This is a genomic window from Achromobacter sp. UBA5777 (assembly GCF_002418565.1).
GTDB classification, from domain to species: Bacteria; Pseudomonadota; Gammaproteobacteria; order Burkholderiales; family Burkholderiaceae_B; genus Achromobacter; species Achromobacter animicus.
In genome coordinates, this window is record NZ_DIEJ01000197.1 from 793 (window position 1) to 23,029 (window position 22,237).

The 22,237-nt window shown below is 63.1% G+C and carries 21 protein-coding genes and 1 pseudogene; 9 read left to right on the plus strand and 13 right to left on the minus strand.

What is annotated here, in order from left to right:
• Positions 1-109 (plus strand): 2-oxo acid dehydrogenase subunit E2 (locus tag B3446_RS16300; protein WP_291383421.1); only part of this gene is annotated, 109 nt, incomplete at its 5' end.
• A 12-nt stretch (positions 110-121) separates the two neighbouring features.
• Positions 122-1,915: a dihydrolipoyl dehydrogenase gene (gene lpdA / locus B3446_RS16305; protein ID WP_291383389.1), complete on the plus strand. Its 1,794-nt coding sequence runs from the start codon at positions 122-124 to the stop codon at positions 1,913-1,915.
• A gap of 210 nt (positions 1,916-2,125) precedes the next feature.
• On the opposite strand, the gene B3446_RS16310 is transcribed toward lpdA, so the two are convergent.
• Positions 2,126-3,313, minus strand: coding sequence for an MFS transporter (locus B3446_RS16310; protein WP_291383392.1), 1,188 nt, complete (start codon positions 3,311-3,313; stop codon positions 2,126-2,128).
• A 109-nt stretch (positions 3,314-3,422) separates the two neighbouring features.
• Here B3446_RS16310 and B3446_RS16315 point away from each other — a divergent pair, with 109 nt between their 5' ends.
• Positions 3,423-3,926 carry a MarR family winged helix-turn-helix transcriptional regulator gene (locus B3446_RS16315; protein ID WP_175126086.1) on the plus strand — a complete coding sequence of 168 codons (504 nt, stop codon included), beginning with the start codon at positions 3,423-3,425 and terminating at the stop codon, positions 3,924-3,926.
• A 172-nt stretch (positions 3,927-4,098) separates the two neighbouring features.
• Here the strand turns inward: B3446_RS16315 and B3446_RS16320 are convergent, their stop codons facing one another.
• The 12 genes from B3446_RS16320 to B3446_RS16375 form a co-directional block, all read right to left on the minus strand.
• Positions 4,099-4,293, minus strand: coding sequence for a putative motility protein (locus B3446_RS16320; protein WP_056316520.1), 195 nt, complete (start codon positions 4,291-4,293; stop codon positions 4,099-4,101).
• Positions 4,294-4,454: 161 nt separating this feature from the next.
• A complete protein-coding gene (locus tag B3446_RS16325) occupies positions 4,455-5,429 on the minus strand; it encodes a hypothetical protein (protein WP_291383396.1) in 975 nt (324 codons plus the stop codon).
• 128 nt (positions 5,430-5,557) lie between these two features.
• Entirely contained in the window at positions 5,558-6,058 is a 501-nt protein-coding gene (locus tag B3446_RS16330) for an acyltransferase (RefSeq protein WP_191578119.1), read from the minus strand.
• Between the two features lie 20 nt (positions 6,059-6,078).
• Positions 6,079-6,834, minus strand: coding sequence for a cephalosporin hydroxylase family protein (locus B3446_RS16335; RefSeq protein ID WP_191578118.1), 756 nt, complete (start codon positions 6,832-6,834; stop codon positions 6,079-6,081).
• On the minus strand, positions 6,835-7,656 hold the full coding sequence (locus tag B3446_RS16340) for an NAD-dependent epimerase/dehydratase family protein (RefSeq protein WP_291383399.1): 822 nt from the start codon (positions 7,654-7,656) through the stop codon (positions 6,835-6,837).
• The gene (locus B3446_RS16345; RefSeq protein ID WP_291383401.1) at positions 7,653-8,897 is read right to left on the minus strand and encodes a class I SAM-dependent methyltransferase; all 1,245 of its coding nucleotides are present in this window, start codon (positions 8,895-8,897) and stop codon (positions 7,653-7,655) included. Before B3446_RS16345 ends, B3446_RS16340 begins: the two co-directional genes overlap by 4 nt.
• Positions 8,894-9,451 (minus strand): dTDP-4-dehydrorhamnose 3,5-epimerase family protein, encoded by a 558-nt coding sequence (locus B3446_RS16350; protein WP_291383404.1) that lies wholly within the window; start codon positions 9,449-9,451, stop codon positions 8,894-8,896. The genes B3446_RS16345 and B3446_RS16350 overlap by 4 nt, the downstream gene beginning before the upstream one ends.
• The gene (gene rfbG / locus B3446_RS16355; RefSeq protein WP_291383405.1) at positions 9,448-10,518 is read right to left on the minus strand and encodes a CDP-glucose 4,6-dehydratase; all 1,071 of its coding nucleotides are present in this window, start codon (positions 10,516-10,518) and stop codon (positions 9,448-9,450) included. Before rfbG ends, B3446_RS16350 begins: the two co-directional genes overlap by 4 nt.
• Positions 10,503-11,273 carry a glucose-1-phosphate cytidylyltransferase gene (gene rfbF / locus B3446_RS16360; protein WP_191578113.1) on the minus strand — a complete coding sequence of 257 codons (771 nt, stop codon included), beginning with the start codon at positions 11,271-11,273 and terminating at the stop codon, positions 10,503-10,505. The genes rfbG and rfbF overlap by 16 nt, the downstream gene beginning before the upstream one ends.
• The gene (locus B3446_RS16365) at positions 11,270-14,530 is read right to left on the minus strand and encodes a methyltransferase regulatory domain-containing protein (RefSeq protein ID WP_291383408.1); all 3,261 of its coding nucleotides are present in this window, start codon (positions 14,528-14,530) and stop codon (positions 11,270-11,272) included. The genes rfbF and B3446_RS16365 overlap by 4 nt, the downstream gene beginning before the upstream one ends.
• 422 nt (positions 14,531-14,952) lie before the next feature.
• Positions 14,953-16,644, minus strand: a complete 1,692-nt coding sequence (locus tag B3446_RS16370; protein ID WP_291383410.1) for a flagellin — start codon at positions 16,642-16,644, stop codon at positions 14,953-14,955.
• A gap of 659 nt (positions 16,645-17,303) precedes the next feature.
• The gene (locus B3446_RS16375) at positions 17,304-18,059 is read right to left on the minus strand and encodes an RNA polymerase sigma factor FliA (protein WP_175186085.1); all 756 of its coding nucleotides are present in this window, start codon (positions 18,057-18,059) and stop codon (positions 17,304-17,306) included.
• 425 nt (positions 18,060-18,484) lie between these two features.
• Here B3446_RS16375 and flhD point away from each other — a divergent pair, with 425 nt between their 5' ends.
• The 6 genes and pseudogenes from flhD to B3446_RS16405 all read left to right on the plus strand — a co-directional run.
• Entirely contained in the window at positions 18,485-18,808 is a 324-nt protein-coding gene (gene flhD / locus B3446_RS16380; RefSeq protein ID WP_046806433.1) for a flagellar transcriptional regulator FlhD, read from the plus strand.
• Between the two features lie 33 nt (positions 18,809-18,841).
• Complete coding sequence (flhC, locus tag B3446_RS16385; protein ID WP_291383415.1) at positions 18,842-19,420, plus strand: flagellar transcriptional regulator FlhC; 579 nt, start codon at positions 18,842-18,844, stop codon at positions 19,418-19,420.
• A 116-nt stretch (positions 19,421-19,536) separates the two neighbouring features.
• A complete protein-coding gene (gene motA, locus B3446_RS16390) occupies positions 19,537-20,406 on the plus strand; it encodes a flagellar motor stator protein MotA (protein ID WP_056570169.1) in 870 nt (289 codons plus the stop codon).
• Between the two features lie 11 nt (positions 20,407-20,417).
• Positions 20,418-21,376, plus strand: a pseudogene (motB, locus tag B3446_RS16395) (flagellar motor protein MotB).
• On the plus strand, positions 21,373-21,753 hold the full coding sequence (locus B3446_RS16400) for a response regulator (RefSeq protein ID WP_175126093.1): 381 nt from the start codon (positions 21,373-21,375) through the stop codon (positions 21,751-21,753). Before motB ends, B3446_RS16400 begins: the two are co-directional and overlap by 4 nt.
• A gap of 28 nt (positions 21,754-21,781) precedes the next feature.
• On the plus strand, positions 21,782-22,237 hold a 456-nt coding region (locus B3446_RS16405; protein WP_291383417.1), incomplete at its 3' end, for an Hpt domain-containing protein.

Consider the following 22,237-nt stretch of genomic DNA (forward strand, 5'->3'; position numbering starts at 1 on the left):
GCCGCTGTCGCTGTCCTACGACCACCGCGTCATCGACGGCGCCGCGGCCGCGCGCTTCAACGCCTATCTGGGTGCGTTGCTGGCCGACTTCCGCCGCATCGCGCTGTAAACGGGGAGCCCTATGAGCAATACCGTTCAAATCAAAGTGCCGGACATCGGCGACTTCAAGGAAGTGGAAGTCATCGAAGTGCTGGTGGCCGTGGGCGACACGATCAAGGCGGAACAGAGCCTGATCACGGTCGAATCCGACAAGGCCTCGATGGAGATCCCCGCGTCGCAAGGCGGCGTGGTCAAGTCCATCGCCGTGAAGGTCGGCGACAAGGTTGCTGAAGGCGCAGTCGTGCTGGAAGTGGAAGCTGCCTCGGGTGCTGACGCTGGCGCCGCCAAGGAGGCGGCTCCCAAGGCTGACTCCAAGCCGGCCGCCAAGGCCGACGCGCCGAAGGCCGAAGCGCCCGCCGCCAAGGCCGCCGCGCCTGCCGCCGCCACCTACAGCGGTTCGGCCGACGGCGAATACGACATGCTGGTGCTGGGCGCGGGCCCCGGCGGCTACTCCGCCGCCTTCCGCGCCGCCGACCTGGGCCTGTCCGTGGTCCTGGTCGAACGCTACAGCACGCTGGGCGGCGTCTGCCTGAACGTGGGCTGCATTCCGTCCAAGGCGCTGCTGCACAACGCCGCCATCATCGACGAAGCCCGCGAACTGGCTGCCCACGGCATCAGCTTCGGCGAGCCCAAGATCGACCTGGACAAGCTGCGCGGCTACAAGGACAGCGTGGTGGCCAAGCTGACCGGCGGCCTGGCCGGGATGGCCAAGGCGCGCAAGGTCACCGTGGTGACGGGCGTGGGCGAATTCGCCGATGCCAACCACCTGACCGTCAAGGGCGCCGACGGCAAGACCCAGACCCTGCGTTTCAAACAGGCCATCATTGCCGCCGGCAGCCAGTCGGTGAAGCTGCCGTTCCTGCCCCAGGACGAGCGCATCGTCGACTCCACCGGCGCCTTGCTGCTGCGTGAAGTGCCCAAGAAGATGCTCATCATCGGCGGCGGCATCATCGGCCTGGAAATGGGCACGGTGTACTCCACGCTGGGCGCGCGCCTGGATGTGGTGGAAATGCTGGACGGCCTGATGCAGGGCGCGGACCGCGACCTGGTCAAGGTGTGGCAGAAGAAAAACGCCTACCGCTTCGACAACATCATGTTGAAGACCAAGACGGTGGGCGCCGAAGCCAAGAAGGACGGCATCTACGTCACCTTCGAAGGCGAAGGCGCACCCAAGGAACCGCAACGCTACGACCTGGTGCTGCAGGCCGTCGGCCGCAGCCCCAACGGCAAGACGATCGGCGCCGACAAGGCGGGCATCGCCGTCACCGACCGCGGTTTCATCGAGGTCGACCGCCAGATGCGCACCAACGTGCCGCACATCTACGCCATCGGCGACATCGTCGGCCAACCCATGCTCGCCCACAAGGCCGTGCATGAAGGCCACGTCGCCGCCGAAGCCGCCGCCGGCCAGAAGTCCTTCTTCGACGCACGCGTCATCCCGTCGGTGGCCTACACCGATCCGGAAGTGGCGTGGGTCGGCCTGACCGAGGAAGAAGCCAAGAAGCAGGGCATCAAGATCGAGAAGGGCGTGTTCCCGTGGGCAGCCTCGGGCCGCGCCATCGCCAACGGTCGCGACGAGGGCTTTACCAAGCTCATCTTCGACGCCGAAACGCATCGCATCCTGGGCGGCAGCATCGTGGGCACCCACGCGGGCGACCTGATCAGCGAACTGGCGCTGGCCGTGGAAATGGGCGCCGACGTCGTCGACATCGCCAAGACCATCCACCCGCACCCGACACTGGGTGAATCGGTAGGCATGGCCGCGGAAGTTGCCGAAGGTGTTTGCACCGACTTGCCGCCGATGAAGAAGAAGTAAGGCGTCGCGGCTTGGCCGCGGTTGCAATAAAAGCGCCGCCCCTTTTGAGGGGGCGGCGCTTTTTTATGCGTGTACGTTGTGGATGTGTGCGTTGTTTGCCCGGGCGCTTCTTATGCGAGGGCTGTCTGTGCAAACGCTGTACGTGCCAGCGCCGTGCGTAGGCTGTTAGCGGGGCGGCTGCCTATGTATGGGCGGTGCAGGGGCGCGCGATCAGGCGTCGATCCGCCGATAAGACGCGGGCGAAAACCGCAGGGCCAGCGCCAGCAGCATGACGGCACCGGCCAGCATCACGATCCAGGCCTCGGTCAGGCTGGAAAACCGGTCTCGCAGAATTCCCGCGAGCAATGGCATGAAGCTCGCAATCAAGTAGCCGCCGCCTTGCACGAACGCCGCCAGCATTCCCGCTTGCGCCGGATCGTCCAGGTGGTCCATCGCCACGATCAGCGACAGCGGAAACAGCGCGCCGATTCCGATGCCGAGCAGCAAGCACGCCAGCAGCGCCAACTTGAGCGGGGCAAGGATCAGGCATGTCAGTCCGGAGATCAGAATGGTCAGCACGGCGGCCAGCGGCTTGCGGCGATCCGGAAAGCGGCCGATCCACGCCGACACGGCCAGACCCGCCATCACCTCGGCCAGCGTCAGGCCGCCCAGCAGAAAGCCGGCGGCGGAAGGTTCCCATCCAAGGCTGGTGTAGAACGGCGGCAACCAGGCCAGCACCAGCGTGTAGGCGCCGGTGCCGATGCCAAAGAACAGCATCAGCTCCCATGCCCGCAGATTGCGCCAGAAGCTGCGTGGTGCCGTGCGAGCCATGCGGTGGCGGGGTGATGACGCGGCGGCGCGATCTTGCGCTGCGTTGAGCCACAGCGGCAACGCCAGCAGCGCGGGCACGCTCCAGAACGCCAAGGCGGCGGGCCATCCGAAGCTACCCGCAAGTCCCGCAGCGCTGGCCGCCGCAACGGCCGCGCCCGCCATGATGCCGGTGGTGTACAAGCCAAACACGCGTCCCATGTCATGCGCGAAATTGCGCTTGATAAATGCAGGCAGCAAGGTCTGCACCAGCGCAATGCCGACGCCCGCCAACACCGCCGTCAACAGCAACCCGTAGGTCTGCGTCCCGACATAGCGCGCGGCGCAAGCAAGGGCCACCAGCGCCACGCCCAGCGCGATCCCGACCCGTTCGTTCAACCATCCCGAGATGCGTCCGCCTGCCAGCGCGCAAACGCCCATCACGAACACGGGCAATGTGGTCAGCAGGCTGGCCTGCGTGTTGGTCGCGCCGGTGGCCCCCTGGATCATGTCCAGCAACGGCCCGATGGCGGCCAGGGCAGGCCGCAGATTCAACGCCACGGCCACGATGGCGACGATGGCAAACAAGGGGCGTAACCTCACGCGCGTCATGGATATCTCGACATCAAGTTATTTGATGCCGAAGTATATAGACGGCGCGGTAGGTTCGGCAACGGGATATCATGGCTGCCAACGTAAATAGCTTCATGTAGAGACAACCATGAACGACCGTGCACGGCGCGCGCAGGAAGAATGGCAGCGCGAACGTCCTGACATAGACGCCAACGTGATGGCGCTGGTCGGGCGTCTGCTGCAAGCCACGCATCTGCTGGAGCGCAACTGGTTCCTGCCGCTGGCGGCGCAGTTCGAACTGCACCAAGGCGAGTTTGACGTCATCGCCACGTTGAGGCGGTCAGGCAACCCGTACGCCATGACACCCACGGATCTGCACGAGGGCCTGATGCTGTCGTCAGGCGCGATGACGAGCCGGCTGGATCGTCTCGAACGAAAAGGCCTCATCGAACGCGTGCCGTCTCCGAACGACCGGCGCAGCACGCTGGTGCGGCTTACGCCGGCGGGCCTGGCGCTCATCGACAAGCTGCTGCCGCTGCATGTGGCGAATGAACAGCAGGCGATGGCTGCATTAACGCAAAAGGAACAGGCGCAGCTGGATGGATTGCTGGCGAAGTTGATTGTGGGGTTGGAGCGTAAGCCGGCGGGTTGAGCGGGCCGGCGGCTCCGGCGCAGTCGTTGCAAGCCATACAGATGCCGGCATCTTGCGCGCGGCGCACGTTTCAGATGCTGACCTGACGAACAGCCGTCCAATTGAAAAAGCCGCCCGTGGGCGGCTTATCTGCCTTGCATCCCGTTGCGGCCGATCGCCGCGCGGTTTGAATTCAGGCGTGGGTGTTGATGCGCGAACCCAGCGTGCCGTCGATTGCCAGAACCGGCAGCGATTGCAACAGCGTGGCGACCGAGTCGGCTTGGGCGTTGATCGCCTTCTTCGTCACCGATGCCTGCACTTCCATCATGAGGTTCGCGTCGCGCAAGGCCAGGGCGGAATTGACGGTGTTGTTGACGGAAGCATCCATGGTCTAGGTGTCCTGGTGGTGTGAGGCCGGATCAACGGCCGAAGCAAGTCGCATTATGGGGCACGCCAATCGAATGATGCAAAACATTTCGCAATGATCGCGAGGCGCAGTGCATTGTGGCGGGGGATCGTGGCGGGCGTGTGACACTCGCAGTCTGCGGGTCACGGCTGCGCCGGGCATTCCTTCACTTGGCCCCAGCCTTGATTGGTTTCGCAGTATTGCTTGCGTGCCGCCCATGCGCACTCTGGCCGCTCGAAGAAGCCCAGTTCTGCGCACTGTTCCAGTTCCTTGTCTAGCGCGGCGACCCACGCCAGCGGATCGGGGGCGGGAATCACGGTCATGCGCAGCGTCGATTGGGGCGCGGCGGGGGCGTTGGAAGATGCAACTGGCGTCGGACGCTCCGGCACTGTCGAGGAAGCAGACGCGGGCGATCGATCCGAGGCGGCAGCAGAAGCTGTTGGCGTCGAAGCCTCGGACGGGACGGACGGAGGCGCCAGCGTCACGCGATCCGGCGCGGCAGGGACGGGCGCGGCGGGCGTGGACGGGCCAGGTCCCATATCAGTTGTTGCGGACAAGGCCGCTGCGCGATCCGCTTCGGTAGACGCGGCGGAAGACGACCCCGCCGCCGACGATGCCGAACCAGAACCTCGTTCCCCTTGCCCGCGATTCGAAGACGGCGTGCCCGCATTATTCGAGTCTGGCGTCGCGGGAGGCAGCGGCGTCAACGGCACACGCATCGGGCTGGCGGATGTCGCGCCGGACGGTGCAATGTTGGGTGAATTCCACGACACCACCAGCAGCACCAGTGCGCCATAGATGGCCAGCGTGTAGATCACGGTCATCGTCGCGCGGCCCACATTGCGGCGCGTTATGGGTTCGCCGTCCTCGCGGCCGAACAGGCTGCGCCAGCCGACCAGCGCCGCGCCCGGCGCCGAGATCAGCCACCAGCATAGGCGCTTGAACCAGCCCGGCTCCTGACGCGGTAGCGACGCCTGTACTTGCGCAGCCAGAAGCTCGCGCAGGGCTCGGTTCTCTTCGCGCAGGCGCGAGGTCTGCGTGTCTCCCGGCCCCTGGTCATCTTGATCCGGAGTGCCGTCGTGCTGCGTAGCGAGTGGATCGGGAGGCGTGGCGGTCATGTCGTGAAAAATATAGATACAAAAGCTGCGGACGCAATTATGAAGCATGTCCGCAGGGGGCAACCGGAGAATAGGACCGAAAATCAGCCGCTTGGTCCAGATTTCCGCCACGCATCCAACCCGATGCGTCAGTCTCCCGTTGCTTCCCGACGACCCAGCAGCTTCATGGGATTGCCGCCCTGTATCGAATACGCCTCGACTTCGCCCCGCACCACGCTGCCCGCCGCGATGACGCAGCCCTGACGCAGCACCGCGCCGTCCAGCAGCACGCAGTTGGCGCCGATCCAGACGTCGTCTTCGATCACGATGCCGCCCTTGCTGGGCCGGAAGCCCTGCTCGCGAATGGGGAGGTCGCGGCGGCGAAACTCATGGTTGGCCGGGGCGAAGGTGCAGTTGGCCGCGACTGCCACGCGCGCACCCATGCGGATGCCATTGCCGGTGTAGAGCACGCAGCCGGAATTGATGACGCATTCCGGCCCGATCTCGACGTCGCCCGCGCCGCCCGCAGGCTTGATCTTCACGAAGGAATCGATCACCGCACGCGGACCGACCACGATGCGCGTGCCGCGGGTCGAATCCTCGATATCGGCAAGCGCGGACACGCGCGCGGTGGGATCGATCTGGATCATGTTGTCAGTCCGGCGCGCAATCAGGCCTTGCGGCGCAGGAAACCGTCCGGCGCGGACGTGACGAGCAGGCGGTCTTCGACCGAGCGGTCGATCTCGAACTCGGGGTGCTGCTTGATCCATTCCCAGACCGCCGTCTTGGGGTTGTTGCCCTTGCCCCAATGGCGGCCGGGCCACTCGTAGTCGGCTGGCATGTCTTCCACAAAGGTGTCGAAGACAACGCAGTAGCTTCCCACGCTGACGAGATCCGCGTAGGCATTCAATTCGGCCAGCACGTGGTCGTGGGTGTGGTTGGAATCCAGGCACACCATGATGTTTTTCTTGCCCTCGGCATGCGCGCGCACTTGCGCGATCGTCGCCGGGTCGATGCTGGAGCCCTCGATGAGATGAATGCGCTTGGCCAGCGGATGCGACTCGATGGCCTTGCGGTTGTGCTCGCGGATTTCGATATCCACGCCGACCACGTCGCCTGCGCCCAATAGTTGGAGCATGGAGGCCGACAACATCAGCGAGCCGCCGTGGGCGATACCCGTCTCGATGATCAGGTCCGGCTTCACGGCCCAGATCAGCTCCTGCATGGCCATGGCGTCCATGGGCAGCTGGATGAGCGGCCGGCCCGCCCACGAGAAGTTGTTCATGTACTTGCGCTCCAGCGCCATCTGGCGCCAGGCAATGGAGAGCTCGCGGAATTCCTGGTCTTTGGCGAAGCTAGCGATGCGGGCTTCCTTCTCCTGGCGGTACTCCGGATGCGCGTCGGGCGTGGTTTCAAGGTAGGACATTCAGATTCCTTTGTGCAGACGGTACTGCGCTAGAAAATTCGGGAAAAACTCGGAAAATGGCTGCGGGGGCTGGCGGCACAGCGCCTGCGTGCGGGTAACGTCGATGTCGTCGAAGGCCCATTCCGGCGCGTCGGACGCGACGGATACGGGATAGCCCATGGTGTCCTGCAGGTGTGCTGCGACCTCACGGTTCTCAATGCCCACGCCGTGCGCGACGTTGAAGATGCCGGTAGCGTCGGACAGGGCGATGGCAAGAATCTGCGAGACCGCGTCGTCGATGTGCAGGTAGTCCTTGCGGGAGGCCAGCGCGGTTCGCAGCGTGATGCGGCCATCGTGCGCGCCTTCCTCCAGCAACTGGTCAATAAAGCTGTCCGGTGTGTCGCGCAGACCTACGATGTTGGACAGGCGCACCACCTTGGCGGACCGTCCGCCGTGTAGGCACAGCGACTCACCCATGAGTTTGGACAGGTTGTACAGGTCGCTCGCGTCGTTCGGATTGACGCGCAGCGTCGCGCTCTCACGCGTGTCGTTCACGCCCGAATACACGCGTGTGCTGGACAGGTAGGTCAGGGTGTCGAAATCGCCCTGGGCAAGCAGACTGCGCAACAGGCATACGTGGGCTTCCACGGTGTCCAGCGGACGGCTGCGGAAGTCCGAGGTCAGGCCGATCGCGTAGATCACGTGCCCCAGCGGGCGGCGCAACAGGTCCGTGTCCTGGCGCGGCGGGGCGTCACAGGCGATGCCATCGGCGCGCAGGCGCGCGACTAGATGGCGGCCGATGAAGCCCGAGGCGCCCAGAACGGTGACCGGCCGGCCATTCATGCGTGCGGCCCGCTGTCGATGGAAAGCGAAGGGATTGCGGTAACCAGCTTGGCGCCCCATTCGTGGCGCGCGTAGGCAAGCTGCTCCGTCACCTCGGTCTTCAGATTCCACGGCAGGATCAGGATGTACTCGGGCCGGTCCTCGCGCAGCCGGGCTTCGGCCACGATCGGAATGTGGCTGCCCGGCAGGTACTTGTCCTGCTTGGCGGGGTTCAGGTCCACCACATACGGCAGCAGGTCCGGACGCACGCCGGCAAAGTTCAGCAGCGTGTTGCCCTTGGCTGCGGCACCGTAAGCGGCGATGCGCTTGCCGCCGCGGCGCAGTTCCACCAGGAACGCCAGCAGGTCATTCTTGACGCGTTCGGCCTGCTGCTGAAAGCGCGCGTAGAAATCAGTTCCAGCGACGCCGGCGCGCTGCTCTTCGTCCAGCGTGCGCGCCACTTCGGCGCCAACTTCATGCTTGCCGGTGTCCAGGCGCTGCGCGAAGACGCGCAGGCTGCCGCCGTGCGTGCCCAGGTGTTCGACATCGAACACCGACAGCCCGTTGGCCGTGAAGATGCGCGAGACCGCCGTGAGCGACAAGTACGAATAGTGCTCGTGATAGACCGTGTCGAACTGGCCTTCCTGCACCATGCGCAGCAAGTGCGGAAACTCGAACGTCGCCACGCCTTGCGGCTTGAGCAGGGCGGCGAAGCCCGCGACGAAATCGTTGATGTCCGGGACATGCGCCAGCACGTTGTTGGCGGCGATCAGGTCGGCGGCGCGTCCGGCTTCAGTCAGCTCGTCGCCCAGTTCCACGCCAAAGAAGCGCTGCACGATGTCGATGCCACGGTCGCGAGCGGCTTGTGCCGTGCTGGCGGTGGGCTCCACGCCGTAGCAGGCAATGCCCGCTTCCTTGACGTACTGCAGCAGGTAGCCGTCGTTGGCCGCGATCTCTGCGACCATGCTGTCCTTGCCCAGGCCAAAGCGGCCGATCATCGCATCCACGTAGCGGCGCGAATGCGCCAGCCACGAGGACGAGAACGAGCTGAAATAAGCGTAGTCGTCGGTGAACAGTGCTTCGCGTCCCGCGTGGTCTTCGGTCTGAACCAGCCAGCAGGACTCACACACGAGGATGCGCAGCGGGAACCAGGTCTCGGGACCGCGTAGTGCCGCTTCGGTCAGGTAGGCGTTGGACGGCGGGGCATGGCCCAGATCGAGAAAGGGCAGGCGCAGTTCGGCCTGGCAATGGCGGCACTTCACAGTGCAACTCCAGAATAGGCAGCGTCCAAGCGCGGATGTTGCTGATCGCGCTCGGACACCAGGGTAGGGGGGGCGGGCCAGGAGATGCCGACGCGGGCCTCCTGGTAATGCAGGCCGGCTTCGGCCTGCGGGGCGTAGGAGGCGGAATGGCAATACAGCATTTCTACGTCGTCCGTCAGCGTCTGGAACCCGTGGGCGAAGCCTTCGGGAATCAGCAGCGCGCGGCCGTTGTCCGCCGACAGGCGTTCGGCATGCCATTGCAGGAACGTGGGCGAGCCCTGCCGCAAATCGATGGCGACATCCCAGACCACACCGCGAATGCAGCTCACCAGCTTCATTTCCGCGTACGGCGGCAACTGGTAGTGCATGCCGCGGACCGTGCCGGCCTGCGCCGTATAGGTATGGTTGACCTGCGCGACCGGGCCGGTCCAGCCGCATGAGGCCAGATCGGCGGCATCGAACAGCCGCGCCAGAAAGCCACGCGTGTCGCCGCGCGGATGGCGCTGCACAACCTTCAGGCCAGCGATCGGGGTATCAAGGACGGCCAGGCTCATGGGCGCGCCTCGTAGCGGTCGATGTCGGCATGGCAGAGCGCCTGCGCGTCTTCGCCGGCGTCGAATCGGCGATACCAGTCCATGCTGCGCGTCACGGCCTGCGACAGCGTCCAGTGGGGCGCCACGTTCAATACGGCGCGCGCCTTGGACGTATCCAGGGTGAGCAGGCCGGCTTCGTGCGGGCCTTCGATCTGTTCGGCATAGACCACGCGGCCCTTGCCGTATGCAGATAGGGCCAGGTCCACCACGTTGCGTACAGGCGCCGCCTCGGCCGCATCTGGGCCGAAGTTGTAGGCGTCCGCCAGCGCGGGCGTGTTCCACAGCTTTTCCGCCAAGGTCAGGTACCCGGCAAGCGGTTCCAGGACGTGCTGCCACGGGCGCACCGACTGCGGGCGCCGCACATGGAGATCTCCGCCGCCTCGCCAGGCGCGCACGGCGTCCGGCAGCAGGCGGTCCGCCGACCAGTCGCCGCCGCCGATCACATTGCCGGCCCGCGCGCTGGCGACGGCCAAGCCCTGCTCGCGCAGGAAGGCGTCGCGATAGGATGCGATGACCAGTTCGCTGGCGGCCTTGCTGGCGCTGTAGGGGTCATGCCCGCCCAGCGCGTCGTTCTCGCGGTACGGGTACGGCCATTCGTTGTTGCGATAGACCTTGTCGGTCGTGACCATGACCGCGACCCGCGCCGACGGCGTCGCGCGCAGGGCGTCCAGCAGATGCGCCGTGCCCATGATGTTGGCGGCAAAGGTCTCGACCGGCTGCGCGTAGCTCGGCCGCACCAGCGCCTGGGCGGCCAGGTGCAACACGATTTCGGGACGGGCGGCCTGCACCTGTTCGCGCAGCGCGGCGGCGTCGCGGATGTCGCAATAATGGCTTTCGATCAGCGCGCCGACGCGGGCGGCCTGATACAGACTGGGCTCCGTGCACGGCGGCAGGGCCACGCCCGTCACCTTTGCGCCCAGGCGTTGCAGCCAGATCGCCAGCCAGCCGCCCTTGAAGCCGGTGTGACCGGTCAGGAGGACGCGCTTGCCGCGCCAGAAATTGGCATTCGGCGTTACCAGACTTTCCATGGCGCCTTGCCCGTGCTCCAGAGGGATTCCAGCAGATTCTTCTCGCGCAGCGTGTCCATAGGCTGCCAGAAGCCCAGGTGTTCGTAAGCGTGGAGCTGACCTTCGCGGCTCAGCGCTTCCAGCGGTCCGAGTTCCCACGTGCAGTCGTCGTCCTCGATCAGCTTGAGCACGCTGGGCGAGAGCACGAAGAAGCCGCCGTTGATCAGACCGCCGTCGCCGCGCGGCTTTTCCGCAAAGCCCGTGACCTGATCGCCTTCGCGGCGCAGCGCGCCATAACGGCCCGGGGGTTGCACGGCGGTCACGGTGGCGGCCTTGCCGTGCTTGCGGTGAAAGGCGAGCAGGGCGGTGATGTCGATATCGGCCACGCCGTCGCCATACGTAAAGCAGAACGCCTCGTCTTCCTTCACGTAGTCGGCCACGCGCTTCAGGCGCCCGCCAGTCATCGTGTTCTCGCCGGTGTCCACCAGCGTCACGCGCCAGGGTTCGGCCTTGCGCTGATGTACTTCCATGCGGTTGTCAGCCATGTCGAACGTGACGTCGGACATGTGCAGAAAGTAGTTGGCGAAGTACTCCTTGATCATGTAGCCCTTGTACCCGCAGCAGATCACGAAGTCGTTCACGCCATGGGCGGAATAGGTCTTCATGATGTGCCACAGGATGGGCCGCCCGCCGATCTCGATCATCGGCTTGGGGCGTGTGTGGGTTTCTTCGGAAATCCGGGTGCCAAGGCCGCCCGCCAGGATGATTGCTTTCATGCTTGGGTTTCGCACCAGTTCTTGAACATTTCGCGCAGCGCGCCTTCGAACTTGCGCGCGAAGGCGGGTTCGTTCATGAGGGGGCTGGCATGCATTTCGTTGCGCAGGCCAGCGCGGATCTTGGCGAGGGCGGGGATGTCGCTGGCCAGTGCGACGACCTTGTCGATGTACTCCGATTCCGTCTGCGCAATCCATTCTGGTCGGCCAACGCCGTGGAGAATCGACGACCCGATGCGGCCCACACTGGGGCGGTCCGCGAGCGTGACGTACGGCACGCCCATGTAAAGCGATTCCACCAACGTGACGCCAGAGTTGTGCGGGAAGCAATCAAGGCCGATATCCATGCTTCGGAGCGTATCCCAGGGGGGGCTGTGGCATCCGATGGCGAGCCGAGTACGATTGACGCCATGCTTCTCGAAGCGCGCGATCAAGGCATCTTGCATTGCTTGGTCGCGATAGCTGCTGCTATCGACAATGAGGCGCGCATCGGGCAGCCGGTGCATGATCTGCGCCCATACGCTGACGGTACGGTCATTCATGCGAATGGCGCGCGTCAGGCTGCCTAACGTCACAAATTCATTGGCAATAGCCGGCAGGGGGCCTTCTTGGCCCATGCTGGTTGCCGGTCGATAGATGAAGTTCGTATCGGGGAGCCGCCACGGCGTCTCTGAGAACAGACTCTCGCATCCCTGGGGCGCCATCGCTTCGTCCGTAAGGATATAGTCGATAGCCGTCAACCCAGTGGTGTAGCCGTAACCGAGCCAGGTCATCGACACCGGGGCAGGCTTGCGAGCAAAGGTTGCCAGCCGATTGCCTGCTGTGTGTCCGGCGACGTCGATCAGGATATCGATCTGGTCCGCGCGAATCCGCTCCGCGAGCTGAGCGTCGGAAAGCGGGGAAGTCGGAACCCAATGGTCGAAGTACGTCTTGAACCGCTTGGTCGTATCATCTTCCGTCGCCAGCTCCGCATAGGCGGTCAGCTCGAAGGCATCGCGGGAGAGGTGAGCAAGGACGGGTTCAATAAAGTAATTGCCCGAATGCTGGCGGAAGTCGGGCGACGTAAAGCCTATCTTCAGCTTGCGTTGCACCTGGCGCGAATTCTTGTGCGGTCTCCACGTGCTGCGCAGCGGCTCGCAATAGGTCTGATCGTAGGTCTGGTAGGCCTGAAAGACCTCTTCCGGGGTCACGGTCGGAGCATAGTTCAACGCGAACAAAAGATTGTTGTTCGCGGCGAGCGACTTCGGCGCACGTGCGACGGCGTTTCTCGCTGCCGCAATCGCACCCTCAGCGTCTCCGCTGTCGATGAGTATCTTGCTCAGGTTCGCGAGTGCCTTTTGCAGGTTCGGATCTATTTCCAGGGCGCGCAGGCAGGATAGTTTGGCTTCCTGATAACGCCTTTCGGCATTTAGCGCATCAGCAAGTGCCGCGTGAGCATGGGCATCGCCAGGGGCAAGCTCGACGGCGCGCCGGCCGGCGTTGATCGCCTCGGCGGTCCGCTCCAGCTGGCTGAGGCAGACGGTCAAGGTGATATAGCTTTGAGAGTGGTTGGGCTCGAGTTCGAGCATTTTCAACGTTGCCACCATTGCTTGCGCGGGACGCCGCGTGTTGCACAACGTGATGGCAAGCGCCTCCCATCCATCGAAGAAGCGGGGGGCAAGCTTGGTGATCGTGCGGGCGAGCGGTTCCGTTTCGCTATAGGCGTTGCGCATCATTGCCTGGTTCAGCCGCTGCGCCTGGGCCACGATGGAAGGCGGAGCCGCCAGGGATCGCTGTGAAGGCAGCCGACCGGTCAGGCCGAGACGCGCAAGCGCGTCCACGTAAAGTCCCGCGTAGTGGCCTTCGCCTTCACTGTCTATCAGTCCGCTCTCGAGCAGCGCGTGCCAGGATTGCGCCGAACCCTCCCCGAGCGCGAAGCGCTTGACCAGTGATAGGACCTCGTTCAATTCCGAGGTGCCTACATGGGAGTGAGCTGCGTCCGCGGACACCGCAAGCAGTGCCTCTTGCAGCGACTGCCCAGCGGAAAGTGCATTTAGCAGCGCGCGTTGCGTCTCATTGAAGACCAGCCGCAGAGGCTCATGCCACAGGTTGAACAATGGCGCATCCGGTCCCGACGCGGCAATGCTTCGAAGAGGTCGAAAGTCGGTCGCGGCATCGTCATAGGGGCCGGGCCCCAGGCTGACATGCGCCAGATCGGCCTCTAAAAGCGTCCGGAGGCACTTATCCAATCCGCTTCGCAAGCTTGTATCGTCCTTGGACGTGCCGCGCTTCAATTCATTGAACAGTGTTGCGTAGGGCAGCGTGCTGGGCCAGGCGCGCCCGAAGATCCTGAGCAGATCGACCATCAGCGGGTCTGTGGTGACCAGTCCGCGCCCGAGGTGCGTGGCGTAGGAAACAACGTTGTCCTGCCCCCTGGCCGCGAGCCGGATCAGCCCACTGGCCCAATTCAGATCGGCGAGGCGCGTAAGATCGGGGGCGCTCAGGATTTCCGGCTGGCGGTGTTGCGCAACCAGCAGGCTCTGACGCAATCCTCGTCCGGTCGCAAAGTCGAGGTACTGCTGCCGCATGGCAGCCGGTTGCCCCATGCTCAGCAAGCTGTGGGACAGCGACACATTCTGGCCAAATTGCAGCGGGATTTCGCTCAAGGGATCAGCATCCCCGACGTAGGCCAGTCCCGCCTGGGCCGCCTTGCCTGCGAACTCGACAAAATACGTGGGCGTGCACGCCAATAGACGTGCGGCCTCGTCGGAGTTCAGTCCGCGAGAGAATTGATCGACCAGCGTGCCGACGGAGGCGCTCAGGGGATTCGAGGGCGCAATGCCTTCTTGGAAAAGCGTCAATGCGGCGCGAGCCGCGCCCTTCACCTCGTCTTCTGTCTTGGCCGAGTGCGTGTGCAGCAGTATGGCATCGCGCATCACCTCGAGACTCTTGGCGCCCGGATAGATACGGTAGTCGACGTAGAGCAGGCCGAAGGGCGAAAGAAGCGCTTGGCCTCGCTCGAGCAGCTCCTGAGCCTGCTCTTCAGGCAGGCTGTCGTAAGAGCCGGTGGTAACGATATAGTCGAATGGCGGCGTATCGGCCGGCAGATCGGAGATGCCGGCGGTGGCCAGATCGACGTTCTTGAGTCTGAGTTGCTCCGCCCGGCTGCGCGCGATTTCAATAAGGTTCGCGCGCCTGTCAAGCCCGACCACGACGGCATCCGGGTAGGCCAGCGCGAAAGGAAACAGCCCTTCGGCCGAACCGCACTCCAGGACCAGCACGCGCGCTCGGTGCAGCGGAGCCGTTTCCACGCCATATAGATGGGCGACTGCTCGCAGATGCAGCGGTGAGTGGCTGGGAGCCAGATTCCCTGGGTTGTCTGCCCGCTGGCAGGGTTGCATGGGGGCCGGAATCGACATAGGGCGCGTAACAATTGAGGCTTCGGGATAATGACCCAGATTCTATGAAGCAGACGCTCGGGTCATTTCGCCAAGCAGCGTCCGAATTCGCCTCCAGTTCCGGGGCATCAGGGGTTGCGTCCCTCTTCCGGCATCTATGTGTCCAGGCAGCGCGTGCGATCTTGCAGAAATGAAAAAGCCTCCCTATCGGGAGGCTTGGTACTGGGGCTCTGTGGCCCGGCGCGAAGGACCGGGTCACAGAGCCGGGAGCGGTTACCCGTTCCCGGTTCTGCTTATGCTGGGAATTAACGCAGCAGGGACAGAACGGTTTGCGGCACTTGGTTGGCTTGCGCCAGAACCGAGGTACCAGCTTGTTGCAGGATCTGAGCCTTGGACATGTTCGACACTTCCGTGGCGTAGTCGGCGTCTTGAATACGCGAACGAGCGTTGGAGAGGTTGTTGACCACGTTGTTCAGGTTGGCGATCGTCGATTCCAGACGGTTCTGCACAGCACCCAGTTCGCCGGTCAGCTTGTCCAGCTTCGTGAAGGCGGCGTCCAGCGTCTTCATCGGATCGGTGGTCTTCGAACCCTTGCTGGTGTCTTCCGTCGTCAGCTTGCCGGTGCTGCTGACCTTGGCTTCGGCGCCGATCTTCGGAGCGTAGTCGCCCGTGCCCGTGCCGCCCTTGACCGTGGTCTTGCCCGTGTTGGGGTCGACGTTGTAGACGGTCGTGTAGTTCAGGGTGCGGGTAACGGTGCCCTTGCCGTCCACGTAGGCGATGTTGGCGCCAGCGGAGGTGTCGCCGGTGAAGGAGACCGTGGCAGCCGTGATGCCGCTGCCCAGGTTCACGGTGTTGCCGCCAGCAGCTGCGTTGGCCTTGAATGCAGCCAGCAGAGCGTCCTTGCTGATGGTGTCGGTGAACGACAGCTGACCAGCCGTGCTGTTCTTGTAGACCTTGCCGCCGATGTCGACAGAGGCGGTGCCAACAGGCGAGCTGGCAGCCGTACGCATGACCAGATCCAGCTTCGCAGCGGTGCCGCTGGCGTTGTTGGTGGTCAGGTTGCCGGAAGCGTCAACGAAAGCAGCTTGGCCGTCGATGGTGATGTCGCCGTTGGCGTCAACGGTGAACTCGGTCGAACCGGACGTGCCGTTGTTGTACGTGCCAGTGGTGGTGCCCGTGCCCGGCTTGATCGAAGCGGCCAGGTTGTTGATGGCGGTCGAGTTCGAAGCGCTGTTGTTCGTGAACGTGAAATTGTTGTTCGCGGCGTCGTACGTGTACGTGTTGTCGTTGCCGGCAGCGACGCTGACACGGACGGTGTTGCCGTTTTCCAGGCGACCGAAGATGTCGTCAGCCTTGATCGCAGCGTGCGTCGTGGTCACGGTCCATTCGTTGGCGCCGGTGGTCGCGCCGCCAGCAGCTTGCAGATCCGACACGGTAGCCGAACGGTTCTGGGTCACGCCCGAGCCGTTGACGTTGAAGCCGTCCAGACCCAGGGTCTTGACGCTGATTTCGGTCAGGTTCAGGGTGATCGTTTCGCCGTCGTTGGCGCCGACTTGCAGCGTCAGGGGCTTGGCCGAATCCGACAGAACCTTAACGCCGTTGAAGTCGGTTTGTTGCGAGATGCGGTCGATGTCCGACAGACGTTGGTTGATTTCGTCTTGCATCGAGTTCAGCTGTTCTTGCGAGTAGCTGCCGTTCGAAGCTTGCACCGACAGTTCGCGAACGCGTTGCAGGTGGGTGTTGACTTCCGAGGCGGCGCCTTCGGTCGTCTGAGCCAGCGAGATGCCGTCGTTGGCGTTACGAGCGGCTTGGGTCAGGCCCTTGACGTTCGCGGTGAAGCGGTTGGCAATGGCCATACCGGCGGCGTCGTCCTTGGCGCTGTTGATGCGCAGGCCCGACGACAGGCGCTCGATGGCGGTGCCCAGGGAGGATTGCGACTTGTTCAGGTTGTTCTGAGCAACGAGCGACAAGTAGTTGGTATTGATGACTGCAGCCATGTTTAGGCTCCCAAGAGAGAAAGGCTTCTTCAAACCGGGCAGCGGGGCCGCCCATCTTTGTAACGGGAAGAATTCTTTGACTTGTGTCTTCGAATTTCTCCGTTGCCAGGATTACGGCAGTCGAAAATCAATCTTTAGGTTTTTTTTTGGACAATCGTGAAATTGGCCGATGGGCGGCAGGTTTTACTGCGGATTGCCTCTGGAACGGCCGGCGGAGGGGGGGGCAGTTCGGCCGACGCGCAATCTAACGTCATTCAAGTAGCGGGGAATCCAGACGTTTCTGGTGTCCGACTCGGTTCGCGCACGCCAGCTCGGTCAGGCTCAGCACCACTAGCGAACGGTATGTGAAAAGAAGCTGCAATCGCGAGTCGGCATTCGTCTGATAGGCCAAATGAGTCTGCCGCGAGTCTGCGAACTGCAAGAAGTAGTAGGACTTGTTGACGGGTACCGGATAGTTGTGACGCGCGCTGACCCATATTGATCGGCCGAGCCGACAACTCGACGTCGACAATTTGCGCGCTGGGGTGGGCTGTTGTGTACCGCAGAGATTGCAGCGAGTTGCGCAGCAGACTTCAAGCACGCGTGCCGCATTCAATCCGCACGCGGATATGATGGCCTCAATTTCGCGAAGGGCAAACCAGCCGGTCAGTACCGCGTTGTCAAATAATCTGCGCGATCTGCCCCTCCTGGGGCAACTCCTGCCAGGCCTGATCCTTCAGCCTGGCCCGAATGCGCGCGGTCGCCTGCGACCGCAGCTGACAAACCCGCGCCTCGGTCACATTCATGATCGCCCCGATTTCCTTCAGATTCAGCCCCTGCTCGTAACACAACGACAGCAGCAGCTTCTCTCGATCGGGCAGGGCGTCAATCGCATGCACCAAGGCCTGCCGGAAATCGCCGGCCAAGAGCGAATCCAGCGGATTCCCGCTCGGCGCCCCATGATTCAGCGTCGCAGACCAATCCGCCTGCCCCGACGCCGAATCGGGTTCGGTGGTGAAGTCTTCGTAATGCACGATCTGAACGCCTTGCGCGTCGTGCAGCAGCGACTGGTATTCATCCAGCGGCAGTTCCAGTTGCGCGGCGATCTCGGCCTCGGTCGGCGCGCGCATCAAACGCTGTTCCAGAAACTGGATCGCCTGTTCGATCTTGCGGGCCTTTGTGCGCACGCTGCGCGGCAGCCAGTCCTGGCCGCGAAGCTCGTCGAGCATCGCGCCACGGATACGCGTCGTGGCGTAGGTCTCGAATTGTGCGTCCGCGGTTTCCTGATAGCGGCGGACGGCATCGAGCAGGCCGATCATGCCGGCTTGTATCAAGTCGTCGAGTTCGACGCTGGCGGGAAGCCGGGCGAGCAATTGCAAAGCCAGCTTCCGAACTAGCGGCGCGTATTCGACCAGGCTGTCATCTGCGTGGGGCATTGCGGGAATTCTGGCGGAGTCCATCGTGAAGCGCGGTCGTGTTGCCAATTTGCGACATTGTCGACAAGCGCGGCTACGGTAAGGCGGGCGAATCTTAAGAGTCGCTAAGTTGGCATTGTCGGCAATGGAGCGCCGTTCATTTCAGGAAGTACGCAACGTTTTGAATGCTTATTTGGCAAATTGACGAGAATTTGTCACGAACTTGTATGTCAAGGTGTGTCTAGAAAGGTACGTTGCGCAACATCAACAAAGATTTGTCATATAAGTCATAGAAAATGACATCACCTGTGGTAAATTTTACTTAATTTGCGAACAAATGATACATTTCGCATAAAAACAGGATGCAGCAAGCAGTCAGGTAACAAACGTTGCCTGTGCTACGAGTAATCAAGCCCCTCGGGTGGGATAGGGATAGGGAGTACGGCGTGCAACAAGTCGAAAATTCTTTGCTGGCAGACATTCGCGAAGTGAATCTGTCATATCTGTTACTGGCTCAGCGTATGTTGCGGGACGATTTCGCCGCATCGATGTTCCGCCTGGGTTTCAGTAACGAAGTCGCGGACATTCTCATGCGCCTTTCGCCGGCGCAACTGGTGAAACTGGCCAGCTCCAGCTCGCTGCTGTGCCGTTTCCGCTTTGATGATTACAGCCTGCTGTCCGCGCTGACTCACGACGTTCTGGGTGGTGCGCTGCAACAAGCGCATGCAACCATCCTGCTCGCCAAGCAGCCTGTCGAAGAACTGGCCTGACGGCCTCGCGAATTCCACTCGGATACACCTGTAATGGCCTCCAAGAGCGTTTCCCAGGAAGCGGACGACATTCTGCTTGCTAGCTCCATGATTACGCTGGGCGCGCGCCTTCAGGTGCTTGAGGCTGAAACAAGCCTCAGCCATGATCGCCTCGCCCGCCTGTATCGCGAAATCCGCGGCTGCTCGCCACCCAAGGGCATGCTGCCTTTTTCGGTTGACTGGTTCATGACCTGGCTGCCGAATATTCATTCCTCTCTCTTCTATAACGTGTATTCGTTCCTGAATACGCGCACCACCAGCAAGGGCATACGCGCCACCATCGATGCGTATCGCCTGTATCTCGAAAACGCGGGGCAGGAAACGCCCGATGCCGAGCCCGTCCTGAGCTTTACCCGGGCGTGGATGCTGGTGCGATTCTTCGACAGCGGCATGTTGCAGCTCTCTGCGTGCCGGCAATGCGGCGGCCATTTCATCGCCCACGCCCACGATCCGCAGTCCGATTTCGTGTGCGCCATCTGCCGTCCGCCACCTCGCGCCGGCAAGACCCGCGCGGCGGCCAAAGCACGCGCCGGCAGCCGTTCAGCCCCCATTGCGACCGCCGCTCCGACCTGATCGGGCGTCCAAATACATCAAAAGCCCTGGAAAACACCCCCTAACCCGCCTTTTTGGGGCAGGGGGGACAGGGGATCATTGACGCAAGTTATAGACTTCGTTGGCAGGGGCCCGTTGTGTTGATTGTTATCGGTTTTCTTGTGGTGATCGTGTCGGTCGTCGGCAGCTTCATGGCGCTGGGCGGACACATGGGCGCGCTTTACCAGCCCTTCGAGCTGACGCTGATCTTCGGCGCGGCGTTCGGGGCGTTCCTGGCGGGCAACAGCAAGAAGTCGCTGATGCTGGTCAAGAAGGCGCTTCCCGACGCGCTCAAGAGCTCGCGCTACGGCAAGGACGTGTACATGGAGCTGATGGCGCTCCTGTATGTGCTGCTGAACAAGGCGCGCCGTGAAGGCCTGATGGCCATCGAATCGCATATCGAGGATCCGGGCTCCAGCCCGATCTTCAGCGAGTATCCCCGTATCGCCAAAGACGAGAAGCTCATGGAGTTCATCACGGACTACCTGCGCATCATGATCAGCGGCAACATGAGCTCGTTCGAAATCGAAACGCTCATGGACGAGGAAATCGAAACCTACCGCCACGAGCGCGAAGTGCCGGCGCATGCGCTGCAGCAGATGGCCGACGGTCTGCCTGCTTTCGGTATCGTCGCCGCGGTGCTGGGTGTGATCAAGGCGCTGGCCGCCGTGGATCAGCCGCCCGCCATTCTGGGTGACCTGATCTCCAAGGCGATGGTCGGCACGTTCCTGGGTATTTTGCTGGCGTATGGCTTTGTGGGTCCGCTGGCCTCCCGCGTGGAGCGCCGCACCGATGAAGCCATGAAGGTGCTCGAATGCATCAAGACGACGCTGCTGGCCAGCATGAACGGTTACCCGCCCCAGCTCGCGGTGGAATTCGGCCGCAAGGTGCTGTTCTCGGCGGTCCGGCCCACCTTCGGTGAGCTGGAAGAGCACGTCCGCCAGACCAAGTCGACCGGCAAGGCCTGACGGAGCGGGCCATGAGCACGGTAAATAATCACCGTGTGGTGATCCGNNCTGGAAGATCGCGTACGCCGACTTCATCACGGCAATGATGGCGTTCTTCCTGGTGATGTGGCTGGTCAGCATCGTGCCGAAGGAAGAGCTGAAGGGCATCGCGGAATATTTCCGCATGCCGCTGCGCGTCGCCATCACGGGCGGGCCCAGCAGCTCGGCGGAAACGAGCGCCGTGCCGGGCGGCGGGCAGGACCCGCTGCGCAGCGAGGGCGACGTGCGCCGCGGCCAGGGCAACCGGGTCGAGTCCCAGCCCATGGGCGACGCCGAGCGCCGCGAGCAGCATCGCCTCGAAAACCTCAAGAAGCGACTCGAGAACGTCATCGAGACGAGCCCGGTCCTGAAATCGTTCCGGCCGCAGCTGCTGATCGATCTGACGACCGAAGGCCTACGCATCCAGATCATCGACAACCAGAACCGCCCGATGTTCGCGACCGGCCGCGCCGAAGTGCAGCCGTACATGCGCGACATCCTGCGCGAGTTGGGGCCGGTGCTGAACGAATTGCCCAACAAGGTCAGCATCTCGGGTCATACCGACGCGTCGCAGTATGCGCGCGGCGAACGCGCCTATAGCAACTGGGAGTTGTCGGCCGACCGTGCGAACGCGTCGCGCCAGGAATTGGTGGCGGGCGGCATGAACGAAAGCAAGGTCATGCGCATCCAGGGTCTGTCTTCCAGCATGAGTCTGGTTAAAGATGATCCATATGCAGCCGTTAATAGACGCATCAGCCTGGTGGTGCTCAACCAAAGCACCCAGAAGCGCATCGAAAGCGAGAACGCCGCAGCCGCGGATTTGAGCGCCAAGGATGCGCGCGAGGTGGGGACGGCCGTGCAGGCGGTGCAAGCCGCCAGCCAGGCCGCAACGGCAACCAAGCAGGGCGAGGCGGAGAACACCCCGCCCGCTGAAGGGGTTCGACAACAATGACGGCAACGATACTCGTGGCGGATGATTCCACGACCATGCGGATGATCGTGCAGGCGACGCTGACCGGCGCAGGCTGGAACGTGTTGACGGCTTGCAACGGCCAGGAAGCGCTGGAGGTGGCGATGGCCAACCCGGTGGATCTGGTCGTCAGCGACTGGAACATGCCGGTGAAGGGCGGTCTGGAGTTGATCCAGGGGTTGCGCGAAGAGGACCGGTACATGGATGTGCCGGTGCTGGTGCTGACCACCGAGGACGACGTGGACAGCAAGATGGCAGCCCGGGATCTGGGTGTTTGCGGCTGGCTTTCCAAGCCGGTGGATCCCGATGTGCTGGTGGAATTGGCGACCGAACTGCTCGACGAGCAGGCCGGCGCGTAGCAGGTTCATTTAGAAAGGCGTACGGGTCATGAGTTCTGGTTTGGACCTCAGTCAGTTTTACGAGACCTTTTTCGACGAGGCGGACGAGCTGCTCGCGCAAATGGAGCAGCTGTTGCTCGAGCTCGATGTGGGCGCGCCCGACATCGAGCAGCTCAACGCCATTTTCCGCGCGGCGCATTCGATCAAGGGCGGTGCGGCGACGTTCGGCTGTTTCAACCAGCTGGCGGGCACGACCCATCTGCTTGAGAACCTTCTGGACGCGATCCGGCGTGGCGAAATGGCGCTGCGCACGGACATGATTGATATTTTCTTGGAAACGAAAGACGTGCTCAAAAGCCAACTGGATGCCTATCGGGCCTCCGAAGAGCCCGATGATGCCGTGTTTGAGCGTATTTGCGCCGTATTGAGGCAGCTTGCGCTGGAGCATAAGGATCCCGCCGCGGCCGCAGCCGCTGCGCCCGCAGCCGCCCCGGTCGCCGCCCCG

What these genes read in the sequence shown, in the direction of transcription:
- lpdA (WP_291383389.1), top strand. Translation starts at nt 122, where the DNA reads ATGAGCAATACCGTTCAAATCAAAGTGCCGGACATCGGCGACTTCAAG.
- B3446_RS16310 (WP_291383392.1), bottom strand. Translation starts at nt 3,313, where the DNA reads ATGACGCGCGTGAGGTTACGCCCCTTGTTTGCCATCGTCGCCATCGTG.
- B3446_RS16315 (WP_175126086.1), top strand. Translation starts at nt 3,423, where the DNA reads ATGAACGACCGTGCACGGCGCGCGCAGGAAGAATGGCAGCGCGAACGT.
- B3446_RS16320 (WP_056316520.1), bottom strand. Translation starts at nt 4,293, where the DNA reads ATGGATGCTTCCGTCAACAACACCGTCAATTCCGCCCTGGCCTTGCGC.
- B3446_RS16325 (WP_291383396.1), bottom strand. Translation starts at nt 5,429, where the DNA reads ATGACCGCCACGCCTCCCGATCCACTCGCTACGCAGCACGACGGCACT.
- B3446_RS16330 (WP_191578119.1), bottom strand. Translation starts at nt 6,058, where the DNA reads ATGATCCAGATCGATCCCACCGCGCGCGTGTCCGCGCTTGCCGATATC.
- B3446_RS16335 (WP_191578118.1), bottom strand. Translation starts at nt 6,834, where the DNA reads ATGTCCTACCTTGAAACCACGCCCGACGCGCATCCGGAGTACCGCCAG.
- B3446_RS16340 (WP_291383399.1), bottom strand. Translation starts at nt 7,656, where the DNA reads ATGAATGGCCGGCCGGTCACCGTTCTGGGCGCCTCGGGCTTCATCGGC.
- B3446_RS16350 (WP_291383404.1), bottom strand. Translation starts at nt 9,451, where the DNA reads ATGAGCCTGGCCGTCCTTGATACCCCGATCGCTGGCCTGAAGGTTGTG.
- rfbG (WP_291383405.1), bottom strand. Translation starts at nt 10,518, where the DNA reads ATGGAAAGTCTGGTAACGCCGAATGCCAATTTCTGGCGCGGCAAGCGC.
- rfbF (WP_191578113.1), bottom strand. Translation starts at nt 11,273, where the DNA reads ATGAAAGCAATCATCCTGGCGGGCGGCCTTGGCACCCGGATTTCCGAA.
- B3446_RS16370 (WP_291383410.1), bottom strand. Translation starts at nt 16,644, where the DNA reads ATGGCTGCAGTCATCAATACCAACTACTTGTCGCTCGTTGCTCAGAAC.
- B3446_RS16375 (WP_175186085.1), bottom strand. Translation starts at nt 18,059, where the DNA reads ATGCCCCACGCAGATGACAGCCTGGTCGAATACGCGCCGCTAGTTCGG.
- flhC (WP_291383415.1), top strand. Translation starts at nt 18,842, where the DNA reads ATGGCCTCCAAGAGCGTTTCCCAGGAAGCGGACGACATTCTGCTTGCT.
- B3446_RS16400 (WP_175126093.1), top strand. Translation starts at nt 21,373, where the DNA reads ATGACGGCAACGATACTCGTGGCGGATGATTCCACGACCATGCGGATG.